The 10,316-nt window shown below is 65.7% G+C and carries 11 protein-coding genes and 2 pseudogenes; 8 read left to right on the top strand and 5 right to left on the bottom strand.

Annotated elements, in window-relative coordinates; all coding sequences use genetic code 11:
• Positions 1-158: 158 nt before the first annotated feature.
• On the top strand, positions 159-548 hold the full coding sequence (locus AB0F13_RS27580; protein WP_362087854.1) for a hypothetical protein: 390 nt from the start codon (positions 159-161) through the stop codon (positions 546-548).
• Positions 549-694: 146 nt separating this feature from the next.
• On the top strand, positions 695-1,108 hold the full coding sequence (locus AB0F13_RS27575) for a barstar family protein (RefSeq protein WP_362087851.1): 414 nt from the start codon (positions 695-697) through the stop codon (positions 1,106-1,108).
• Between the two features lie 62 nt (positions 1,109-1,170).
• Here the strand turns inward: AB0F13_RS27575 and AB0F13_RS27570 are convergent.
• A pseudogene (locus tag AB0F13_RS27570) lies at positions 1,171-1,305 on the bottom strand (IS5/IS1182 family transposase); the annotation flags it as partial.
• Between the two features lie 519 nt (positions 1,306-1,824).
• Between AB0F13_RS27570 and AB0F13_RS27565 the strand changes: the two are divergent.
• The 3 genes from AB0F13_RS27565 to AB0F13_RS27555 all read left to right on the top strand — a co-directional run bounded on the left by AB0F13_RS27565 (position 1,825) and on the right by AB0F13_RS27555 (position 3,617).
• Positions 1,825-2,589: a pentapeptide repeat-containing protein gene (locus tag AB0F13_RS27565; RefSeq protein ID WP_362087848.1), complete on the top strand. Its 765-nt coding sequence runs from the start codon at positions 1,825-1,827 to the stop codon at positions 2,587-2,589.
• 480 nt (positions 2,590-3,069) lie between these two features.
• Positions 3,070-3,351: a hypothetical protein gene (locus AB0F13_RS27560; RefSeq protein ID WP_362087845.1), complete on the top strand. Its 282-nt coding sequence runs from the start codon at positions 3,070-3,072 to the stop codon at positions 3,349-3,351.
• Positions 3,348-3,617, top strand: a complete 270-nt coding sequence (locus AB0F13_RS27555) for a hypothetical protein (RefSeq protein WP_362087842.1) — start codon at positions 3,348-3,350, stop codon at positions 3,615-3,617. Before AB0F13_RS27560 ends, AB0F13_RS27555 begins: the two co-directional genes overlap by 4 nt.
• A 118-nt stretch (positions 3,618-3,735) precedes the next feature.
• Here the strand turns inward: AB0F13_RS27555 and AB0F13_RS27550 are convergent, their stop codons facing one another.
• On the bottom strand, positions 3,736-3,993 hold the full coding sequence (locus AB0F13_RS27550; protein ID WP_362087839.1) for a hypothetical protein: 258 nt from the start codon (positions 3,991-3,993) through the stop codon (positions 3,736-3,738).
• A 357-nt stretch (positions 3,994-4,350) separates the two neighbouring features.
• On the opposite strand from AB0F13_RS27550, the gene AB0F13_RS27545 reads away from it, so the two are divergent.
• The gene (locus AB0F13_RS27545) at positions 4,351-4,848 is read left to right on the top strand and encodes a hypothetical protein (protein ID WP_362087836.1); all 498 of its coding nucleotides are present in this window, start codon (positions 4,351-4,353) and stop codon (positions 4,846-4,848) included.
• Positions 4,849-5,227: 379 nt separating this feature from the next.
• Here AB0F13_RS27545 and AB0F13_RS27540 read toward each other — a convergent pair whose 3' ends face one another.
• Positions 5,228-6,454, bottom strand: coding sequence for an MFS transporter (locus tag AB0F13_RS27540; protein WP_362087857.1), 1,227 nt, complete (start codon positions 6,452-6,454; stop codon positions 5,228-5,230).
• Positions 6,455-7,178: 724 nt separating this feature from the next.
• Here AB0F13_RS27540 and AB0F13_RS27535 point away from each other — a divergent pair.
• Together AB0F13_RS27535 and AB0F13_RS27530 are read left to right on the top strand one after the other, a co-directional pair.
• Complete coding sequence (locus tag AB0F13_RS27535) at positions 7,179-7,478, top strand: hypothetical protein (RefSeq protein ID WP_362087833.1); 300 nt, start codon at positions 7,179-7,181, stop codon at positions 7,476-7,478.
• A 756-nt stretch (positions 7,479-8,234) separates the two neighbouring features.
• A pseudogene (locus AB0F13_RS27530) lies at positions 8,235-8,471 on the top strand (HAD-IA family hydrolase); the annotation flags it as partial.
• A gap of 361 nt (positions 8,472-8,832) precedes the next feature.
• On the opposite strand, the gene AB0F13_RS27525 reads toward AB0F13_RS27530, so the two are convergent.
• Both AB0F13_RS27525 and AB0F13_RS27520 read right to left on the bottom strand, forming a co-directional pair.
• Positions 8,833-9,507, bottom strand: a complete 675-nt coding sequence (locus AB0F13_RS27525; protein WP_362087830.1) for a Fic family protein — start codon at positions 9,505-9,507, stop codon at positions 8,833-8,835.
• On the bottom strand, positions 9,494-10,135 hold the full coding sequence (locus tag AB0F13_RS27520; protein WP_362087827.1) for a hypothetical protein: 642 nt from the start codon (positions 10,133-10,135) through the stop codon (positions 9,494-9,496). The genes AB0F13_RS27525 and AB0F13_RS27520 overlap by 14 nt, the downstream gene beginning before the upstream one ends.
• Between the last annotated feature and the right edge of the window lie 181 nt (positions 10,136-10,316).

The following is a 10,316-nucleotide window of genomic DNA, read 5'->3' as shown; positions in this document are numbered from 1 at the left end:
GAACAACGCCCATAACTCGTCCGGTACCAGTCGCTCAACCAGATCCGTCATGCACGGCTCAACGAACGATCACACCATAAGAAACGGCGTCTTAACTGAAGTACGGTCGCCGGGTGGAGGCAAAGAGGTTGAGTGAGTGTCCGCTGCATGGCGCTGGTGTGAGTCCCGAGTACCTCGTTGGGCGGCGCCTTGAGCGGGTGATCGCTTCGTGGCACCTGCACGGCACAGAGGCACCGTCCGGTCCGCTGGACGTCTGGCTGATCGACAGCGAGGGAGTCTCCACCTGCGTCACGACCGGCTCGGACTGGTGCCTGATCTCCGATACGTCGGCCCCCTACGAGGGATACGACGTGGCAGAGTACGGCCACGTCGAGGTGGCACCGATCAGCGATCAGACGCCGTTCGCGGATCACCTCGGCGAGACGGTTCTGGCGGTGCGGGAGGAAGCTGACCCGGACGACGGGCGGCTCGCGCTGGAGATCACGTTCGCCTCGGGCCGTGTCCGGTGCGATACCTGGTCTGGAGACCTCCGCCTGTCCAGCAAGTGAGCGGGCCTCGGACCTAGACCGTTTTCGTTTGGATCTAGACTTTGCACCGGCGCTGACGGCGGTCAACGGCCTGGACCACGGCGGGGAGGGCGGCTGTGCACACCGTGCCTTGGGTGCATGTAGTTCCGGAGCGGGGCGCCGTGCCCATGGATCTGCTGCTTCCTGCGACCGGCAGGACGTACGTAGCGCGTCTCGACGGCCGGGAGATGCGCGACACGGACGCCGTCTTCCAGCAGTTCTACGACAAGCTGAGGCTGCCCGATTACTTCGGGTGGAACTGGGACGCCCTCTCCGGCTGTCTGCACGATCTCGGCTGGCTGTCTGCGGACCATTACGTACTGATCGTCGAGGCCGCTGAGCACGCACTACTGAGCGATGCCTCCGGGCGGCAGCTGCTCTTCAGGACCCTTCTGCGGGCGGGACGGCGATGGTCTTACACACAGCAGCCTGAGGGCATTGAACTCAGCAAGTTCGTGGTCGTCATGTCGTGCGACGCAGCATCCGTTCCAGACTTTCAGGAGGAGCTGCGTTCGTGCTGGGAAGAGATGGCCTCGTCATAGGGGCAGCTTTATCTCGCGGACCAGATGAAAATGCCTGCAATGTGAAGTCCGGCTCGGTAGATATATGCCTCGCGGTCGAAACCGCCGCAGCTGCCTCGACGCCGCCGGTGGCCCCGCTGGTTCACCGGGACGGGGATCACTGTTCGGTTGCCGCGCTTGCTCAGGTGGTCGCGGATGGCGCATGAGGACTGCGCCTTGCGCCGACCAGGACCACATCCCATTGAAGGCCGTTCTCTGCGAGAGCGGCCTTTCGTCTTGTCCACGAGTTGGTGGACTGAGTCCACGATAGGGCACTGGTCAGGACACCCTCGGCGCTCCGAGCAGAGTACTGGCCAGCCCCTTTACTGCACCTGCCGGACGTTTGAAGGCTATGCCCTCCACCTGCCAAAAGAGCTGTTAATTTCATTCAAAACGCCACCTTTCAGCTGCACGTACTCGAGGGCTACTTTGGACCAGAGTGTGGCGTGTTACCCGTGTTTTATTCGGCAATCATGTGAACTGGGAGGGTGGGATGGACGAGTCGACTATGGGTAGCCGTACGCGCCACCCTCGAACCGCCCCGCTGGGCCGTATGGGTGATCACGTGGCCTCTGCGGTGGCTGTGGCGCAAGCTCCCGAAAGACATCCATACGCGGGTTGAGAAGGCCAGCTCTTTTCTCTTCCTATGAGCATGGCGCCAGAAGCCGCCCAGAGAGTTCCCCTTCTTCACGTGGCTTGTGGTTGTCGCGGCGGTCCTCGGACCGTTCATCTGGGCTTGGCTGGAGGCCCCGAATTTCGTTGCGCCGAAAGGCCTGAAGCACCAAGAGTGGCTTGCCGCTGTCCGTGATCGGCAGCTTGAATTCATTCAAGCTGGCGCAGCGACATTTGTCGCTTGCGGCCTGCTCTTCACTGCACGCAACTACCGGCTGGCCCATCGAGGGCAGTTGACTGAACGTCTATCAAAGGCCCTGGAACATCTGGATTCTGACGAGACATACATCCGGATCGGTGGCATTCACGCCCTGCTGCACTTGATGGAGGAGGCCGCCGAACTGCACCAGGATGTCGTGCAGCTCCTGGTTGCCTTCATTCGCGACAAAACCCGCGAACCATTTGATCCATACTTCAAGTTGAGGCTGGAGTCGGACTCTGACGTTCAAGCCGCACTCGACGCATTGGGTAAACGCCCGCGCAGGCCGGAATATCAGCGGTTGAATCTCTCGAACCTACACTTGCAGGGTGCAGTGCTCGCCGGGGCGAAGCTGCGGTATGCGCGGCTGGAGAATACGGACTTGAGGGAAGCCGTACTCGACTTTTCGGATCTTCGTTGGGCTAAGCTGGCTGGCACGAAACTGGAGGGGGCACAGCCACATTCCACTAAATTGCAGGACACAGAGGGACTTTTGGCCGCCCAATTGAACGCGGCTCACCTGAACTCGAGCACCGAGCTGCCACCACCATTTCTCCACAATGAGAGTGCGCAGAAAGTCACCACTGGGTGAGCGGTGGCGTCAACTACGGGAAGCCGGAAATCGTTGGGCGGAGCGCGCCGTACCCTTGCGCGCCACCTGCGCTGCGGTCCATCGCTTGCCTGGTCGCTCCCTGCCTTCGCCGACTCGGTGAGGGTGGGTGCCTGCTGCTCAAGCTTCGACGGCATGTAGTCAAAGTTCGCTGCCACAGGCCAGCAAGACGGCGTTGTTCCTAAATTTCACCCAGACCACCAGAAAAGTGACTCGCAGAATGGGGTCTCTCGCGGCCGTTCACAGGCACCCCGGTGTGATCGGATCCAGCAGGTGGCGCAAGGCCGCCAGCGGGCCGCCTGCGGGTTTCGGGCTCCCTTGCACCCCCGCTCACGCTCACTCCGCATAGTTAGCGCATCCTTACCTCCTATTCGTGGAAGAATACGAGGTACCTGACGAGCAGTCAGAAACCCGGCGCATGCAAGGATTCGAACCTTGAACGTTAGCGGCAGTAATGGATGCGTGCGGCTTTCGGACGGCACACCGCCCGGCGCCGACCCGGTGGTGCATGTCGTCCTCGTCCAGCGCGCCGACGGCACCCGGCTCGGCATCGAACCGATCTACGGCACTACGGCAGAGGTCGGCACCCCGCACGACGCGGCAACCGCTGCCAAGTTCCACCTCTCCCAGCGGCTGGAGACCGCCCCGCACGAGCACAGCCTGTACGCCCAGGCAGCCGCCGCCCTCGGCGCCAGACCGGTGATCGCTCAGACCGGCACCCTCTCCCGCCCGGAGGCTCCGTGAACGCCACCGCCGCCACCGGACTACTGCACCTGATCTCCGCCGAGCCGACCCTGCTCGCCGCGGCCCCCGCCGGCGCGAGCGGCGCCGATCTCCACCGCCGGGCTCGTGACGAGGGCCACCTCTGCCTCGGCTGCGGTGCACTGGCCACCTGCGTCGTTATCGTCAACTCCGAGAAAGTCGGGCCGCGTTGGCTCGACCTGTGCTCCGGATGCTGGTACACCGTCCGCCAGGCCAACGACACCACGGCCGACGGAGCCGAGCGGTGAGCACCACCACGACGGAGGAGGTCGAAGCCGGCGAGGTGGTCAACGCCGAGCTGGTCGACGACGCCACGCCGACGGGCATCCACCTGCCCACCACCGCTATCACCGCCCCCTCCCCCGCCTACCGCATCACCCGGGACACGATCCTCGCCGAAGGTGAGCTGCCGCCCCGCGTCGACGAGCAACCCACCTTCACCGAGAAGGACTTCATCGTCTCGGCCCGCGTGAAGGAGCGGACCGAGAAGCGGGGCGCGCGCAACACGCGCATCAACCGCGACTCCACCCGGGAGCGCTTCGCCGCCTGGTGCGAGAAGAACGGGCGCGTCGCCCGGCCGACCACCACCGCCGCAAACATCGCCGAGTACATCGGCCGGCTCATGGAGACCGGCAAGCCGAACGCCGGCGGCCTCTACAGCCCCGACACCCTGCAGCAGTACCTCTCCCGCATCATCACCTGGTACCCCAAGGGAGACCGGCCCGACGGCTCCATGGTCCGCGCCGTGATCGAGGACTACCGCCTGGAGGACTACATCCCGGCGGGCGGCGAGAAGGAACAGGCCGCCGGCCCTGAGCATGCGGTACCTCGTCCAGGTCCTCGAATGCATCGACGAGAGCACCCGGATCGGCCGCCGGGACGCCGCCATGCTCGTCGTGCAGTACGGCAAAGCTCTCCCGCGCCATCGAAGTCGCCGACTTCACCGTCCGGCACGTCCGCGTCGCCGGCAACGGCGTCTGGGTGTTCACCGCCAAGTCCAAAACCCGCCGCGACGGCACCGGGAAGTGGCGGTTCATCCGCGACCGCGCCGACCTCCAGATCGTCCGCCGGGTCCGGGCGTGGATGCAGGACCTCGTCGAACTCGGCGCCGACAACCCGATGCTGCCCTTCTTTCGGGCCCTTACCACCACGGGCAGCCTCAAGGGCCGCGGCAACGCCACCGTTCGTGGCCTGCATCTGACCAGCCGGGCCGTCAACGAGGTGGTCAAGAAGCGCGCGGACAACGCCGGCGTCCCCTACATCAACGGCCTCAAGGTCACCTCCCACAGCCTGCGTGCTGGGCCCAACACCGACATGAAGCGCGCCCTCGTCCCTCTCTCCGACCGCAACGAGGCCGGCGACTGGGGAGCGAACTCCCGCCTGGCCGACAGCACGTACGACCGACCTGACGACACCGCAGCCGAGAAGGACCCGCTGGACGCCGTACCGCTCTACGGCCGATTCGAAAAAGAGAGGTAGAGAAGCTTCCATCCTTCGATCCTTAGTGGTCGGCCCCGGAAATCCTTCGGGGGTTGATCATGCTGGCAGGGCGGCGGAGGATTCTTCCTGGTGATGGGCGGTGTGCCGGTCGAGCCTGCCAGCAGATCGTCCAGGTCGGAGGTGGTGAACTTCCACTGGAACGGCTGTGCCGTGGCGTTGTAGCGGTCTTCGAAGGCTTGGAGCCGGTCCCGGACCTGGGCAAGGTCGGTGAAGTGGTTGGATGAGACGACCTTGCGCTGTACGACGGAGAAGTAGATCTCGACCTGGTTCAGCCCAGGAGGCGTGGACGGGGGTGTGGACCATGACCGCGTTCGGGAACGCGGCGGTCAGCCGGTCGGTGGCCTTCTCAGTGGGCGGCTCATGCCCTGGCGCTTTCGACGCTGACAGTGTGGGCGCGGACCACGAACGGCCGAGAGATGACGGTGAGGGCGACGGAGGCTGCGGCTATGGCGGTGATCGCGGTGCCCGGAGTGAGGTGTTCGGCGATCCCGCCGGCGATCGCAGAGCCGAGGCCCTGCCAGGCCATCCGGCCTGCGGACTCCACCCCCTGGATCTGGCCGCGGACCGGATCGGGGGTCAGCGCGAGAAGCTGCTCCTGTAGGGGCAGGGTGGCGGCGAACCCGGCGCTGGCAATGAACACCGCGGCTGTCGCAACCGGCATGGGCGGTTGGATCGCGAACAGCAGGTAAGGGACAGCGAGCAGCAGCCGGAGGGCAAACGCGTAACGGCGTCGCTGGTCCGCGGTGAGGAGTCGCCCGACGGTCAGGTCTCCCAGAAGCATGCCTGCCGATCCGGCGGCCAAGAGAGTGCCGGCGTGATGCGGGTCATAGGAGATGAACAGAGCCTCGCAGCCGACGATCAGACCGTTGGGAACCCACAGGTTCAGCAGCAGTGCCCGCTGGCCGGAGTGGGAGAACAGCGCGATGTTCGTTGTCCAGGTCTGACGCAGTCCAGGGCGACGGGTCAGACGGACCGAGTGTTCCCCGACAGTTGTGGCCACCACCACGATCAACCCGAGTCCTGTCAGGGCTCCGGCGACGATGAAGATTCCTTGCGGGCTCAGGTACCGCAGCAGCACGGCACCGATGGCATAGCCGAGGATCGCCATGCCTCCCGCGGTGATGTTCATCAGCGAACGCGCCAGCGCGTAGGCGGAGGACGGTACAACCTCGGCGAGCAGCCCCATCCGCGTGCCGGTCCCCAGGGACTGGAAGAATCCCAGCACCAGCAACAGAGCGAACCGGGCAGCCAACGGCAGCCCTGGGATCGCCTGCGCGGCAAGCCCCATGAGCGAGACGCACTGGAGCGCGACTAGGGTCCGGCGGGGACGGCGTCCGTCCGCGACCGACATCAGCGTCAATGCACCGAATACGGTGGCGAATGTGGCGCCGTACATGCTCACGGCGGTCAGGAATGGGGAACTGGTCTGGTGGTTGACCAGGGTGCCGAGCGCGAAGCCTGACAAGGTGCTCGCGGCGACCATGAGTGTGAAGCTGACGTATAGGCCAGTGAACTCGCTGTTGCGGAGCAGGGCGCGGTAGCTGGCAGGAGCAGGTCCGATGAGTGCTGAGGTGTCAGAAGACATGAAAAAAGCCTCCGGACGCGCGCACTGGGCGCCGCCGAAGGCCAACGCGATCATTTTAGCAGTTGTCCCAGATCTGCCCACTACCCGCCGGCGTCAATATCGACCACGTCGCGGCCGCGACGTGGTCGACGAAGCGACGTGCATGGTCCCGGCTCCGGAGTCAACCCCCGAAGGATTTCTGAAGCGGACCACTTAGGCAGAGGCGCTCCCTGGCGTCTACGAAAAGAAGAACCAGGGCGCACACCGGCAATCCAAGCGCTTCACGACGCCGTCGGCTATCCCAACGCCGGCAGAGCACCAGGCACAGGACGCAACACAAGCGCCCAGCGGAAGGTTCCTGCGGGCTCCTTACTCCCGGAGAAGCCCGCACATGTCCCTGCCCCTGCTCGCGCTGCGGTGCGTTCTGACCATGATCGTGGTCGCCGCCGGGTACGCAGTGTACGCCGATGTTCAGTGGACGCTCCGGCAGCGGTCCGCCCTTGCGCGCTTGCGGAAGCCGCATCAGTGGTGCTCGGGGCCCTCGTCGACACGGCACTATGGCCAGGGCTTCTGCCCTTTGGTTACTCTGCGTCGCGGTACGCCGCCCTGCCCTCCTACAGCCGCGATGCTCTCCAGGCCGTGCTTCGGCTGTGGCGTCACGGCCCCTCATGACGACGCCCGGCCGCTGACAGACTGGGCTTGCCACTTGTGGCTTGACGGCTTGTCGGAATGCTGGGGGGACATCATGAATCTGACTCTTGCGCGGGTGGTGCAGACCTGCCGGGCCTTCCCGTCCCAGTGGGATGCGTGGACAACCGGTGGGCAATACCTGTACCTGCACTACCGGCACGGCGTCGGAAGCGTCGAAAAGCATCCCAGCAACGACACCGACACGTGGGACGGGGAAGAATCCGAGCTCCTGGCCGAGTGGGACGACGGCACCAACGGCGGCCTCATCGAACTCGCCGACTTCCTCACAGCGGCAAATCTGCAGCTTGCACCGGGGTCCGACGTGATCGCTCGACAGATTGGCAGGAGCCGTTGACCGGCTGGTCTGTATGCGATCGTTCGATGGGTGTTTTTTACGCTCTGTGAGGGTGGGGTGGGGTGGGGTGGTGCTGTGAGGCAGGCGCGAAATCCGGTCTTGGCATGCGAGGGAGGAGCTCGGCCACTTGCGAGGACGTGTTGAGCGTTTTCGCCTCTGTCGGACCAGAGGGCGGTGCAGGCCCTCCGCGATCGGCTCGTCGTTCGGTTCGGATCCGAGGTGCTTGGCTGGTGCGACGAGTTGCCAGGTCCTGGTTGGTCGACTCGTTGCTCGCTGGGATCTGAAACTTGTCGGGGCGGGTGGAGGAGGCGCCTCGCGGGTGTTCCGCTGCCTGCGACCTGAGGACGGCAGCTCTGTATGGCTGAAGCTCACGCCGGACACCGTGATTGCCTCCGAGGAAGCCGAAGCTCTGCAGGCCTGGGCGGGGACGCCGTCGGTTTTCGGCCTGCTGGCGCAGGGTCTTACTGATGAGGCCTTGCTGCTGGAGAGCGTCGAGCCGGGAGAGTTCCTGTCAAGCCGCTCGCGCGGCAGTTGCCTGAGGCCGCTACACTGCTTCGCGACCTGCGGACCTCTTCTCCTGAACCTGGGCAGCACTCGGTGTTGCGGCCGCTTCACATTGGTTCGACTTCCTCTTCGACTTGACCAGCCGCAGGTTGGCCGCGGCCGAGGTGAGCGGGCTGTTTGATTCCGCAGCGATCGAACTCCGTGTTATTCGTGGGCGGTGACGGCTTCCGAGATATCCAGCAGGGCCGTTGGGGGTTGGCGGATCTCGCGGACCACGTCGTCAGCAGCGCCCGGGTGGGGGTGGCCAAGCCCGATCGGGAGATCTACGAGATCGCAGCCGAGCGGGCAGGAGTCCCTGCCCACCGGTGCATGTTCGTGGACGACCGGCTGGAGAACGTCAAGACCGCCATCACACTCGGGATGACTGGTGTGCATTACAGGGAGCCTGCGAACCTCCAGAAGGTGCTGGACTTCGTGCTCGACGGCTGAGAGCTCCCCTCTCCTTCGGTGCTGGCTCGGTAGAAGGCTGGGGTGACCCGTCCTGAACTCTCGATACTGAGGCGGGAATTGTTCAGGCCGCAGCTGCCGATCGGGCGGTTCAGCCCCTACCCGGAGCATCAGCGGGAGCAGTTCGAGGGGTGATGTGGCGGTTCCGCACCGGCAGCCCCTGGCGGGACATGCCCGAACAGCACGGTGCCTGGCAGACCGCCGGTCCCGGCGCCGAACCGGACCGGTCGGGGCATGGCATGCACTGCAGCGCCCTGGGCGTCGAGTGCTGGTCGTGCGCCGAACGTGCAGTAGTACTGGTTCAAGTCCGCCGCCCGCCCCGCAACGATCATCAGTTGCCCGCCTATCGGCCCGTTGGAGATCGTGTGCCGTGGGTGCGGCTGATGAGCAGGTGCACTGTGCGGGCCAGTTCGGTGGCCCCGCCCGGATCGTGGGCGTAGCGGGCAGCCGTGAGGGGGGTGATCCAGCCGAGGACGACGTCCTCGGTGGCCAGCAGGTGGCCGAGGGCGAGAAGCGCGGCGCGGGCGTTGCCGTCGTCGAAGGGGTGGAAGAAGGCGACGTCGAGGTAGAGGCGGGCGGCACGGGCGGGGAGGGGGAGGACCGGGTCGCGGCTCTGGGCGAGGCAGGATGCGAAACGGTGAGCGGTGTCGGCGTGCAGCCCGTACCGTTCCCGGCCGCGTTTGGCGTACGCCGCACCCGTGCGGAACGCATGCTGGGGATGCCCGAGTACGGTCTCGTGCCAGGCAGCGAGCCGCGCGAAGTCGAGGGCGTGGCCGGCGCGCGCGTCGGCGTACGCCTGCTGCCAGGCCGCGCCCAGCCGCCGGGCACGGTTCTCGCCGCGGGTGGGTCCCGATGCGGCGGCGTAGTCGGCGACCCCGTCCCGAGTTCCACGGACGGGGCCGGCCACAGTAGGGCAGGCGTCGGCCCAGTCGGCCTGTTCCCGTACGTCCTGCCAGATCAGCAGGGCGTCGCCAGCGGTGTCGGCGTCGGTGGTGTGAGCGTGATCAGCGGTCTGCATGGGCGGCTATCCGTTCGGCCACGTCGTTGATCAGCGGCAATCGGGGTTCGCGCCAGCTCTCGAAGCGGCCGCCGATGGCTTCGTCGACCCATTCCTGCGCCTGGTCAGGTTCGGCGCCCGTGCTTTCGAGGTACCAGCGGAGTACGAGCCGGCAGTGTCCGTACCACCCGGCTTCGCAGGAGGTGCGGTCGAGCACCAGTGTCACCAGCCGGGCCACCGCCCGCTCCCAAGCCCACTGCTCGTGCTCGGGTGAGGGATTGGGACCCGGGGAGAGGCGGTCGAACTTCTCGGCGAGTTCCCCGAGCCAGTCCCACCACTCCTCCAGCGAGTCCACGACGCGGTCGGGGGTCTCGTCCATCGTCGTGACGGAGTGGGAGGGGCAGCACCAGGCGGCAACGGGGCCGCCGTGGTGCGTCGAGTCGTTCCAGCCGACCGTCCAGAGGCCGAACCGGTCGACGAGTGCACGCGTCACCGCATCCTGATATCGGTAACCCCGCATCTGTTCCTCGTCCTGCGGCGGAATGGGAATCGCGGCGACGACGTCGTACGCGGCATCCGCATCGAACGTACGGCCCGTCGGATTCAGGTCGGCCCACCGCTGGTTGCGCCACCACAGTTCCTCGTTCACACAGGTCAGCGTGCCAGACCCGCCGTCGGGCGGCAGCGGGGAGGTACCCGCTGACGGTGGAACTACCGATGGCAGAGGTCGGCATCTCTTAGACGTCGTTTCATTTGGTGAGGCGGCGGTAGCAGATGAGGGCCCCGGCTATGCCTACGAAGGCGAGGAAGTGTTCGGCCTTGCGTTCGTA

Origin of the sequence: Streptomyces sp. NPDC026206, assembly GCF_040638465.1 — a bacterium.
GTDB lineage: Bacteria > Actinomycetota > Actinomycetes > Streptomycetales > Streptomycetaceae > Streptomyces.
Note: the sequence above shows the minus strand (reverse complement) of the source record. Positions and strands in the feature narration are given on the sequence as shown.

Coding starts and splice junctions, on each gene's coding strand:
- AB0F13_RS27575 (WP_362087851.1), top strand. CDS start 695: ATGGATCTGCTGCTTCCTGCGACCGGCAGGACGTACGTAGCGCGTCTC.
- AB0F13_RS27525 (WP_362087830.1), bottom strand. CDS start 9,507: ATGCAGACCGCTGATCACGCTCACACCACCGACGCCGACACCGCTGGC.
- AB0F13_RS27540 (WP_362087857.1), bottom strand. CDS start 6,454: ATGTCTTCTGACACCTCAGCACTCATCGGACCTGCTCCTGCCAGCTAC.
- AB0F13_RS27550 (WP_362087839.1), bottom strand. CDS start 3,993: ATGAGCCGGCCGATGTACTCGGCGATGTTTGCGGCGGTGGTGGTCGGC.
- AB0F13_RS27535 (WP_362087833.1), top strand. CDS start 7,179: ATGAATCTGACTCTTGCGCGGGTGGTGCAGACCTGCCGGGCCTTCCCG.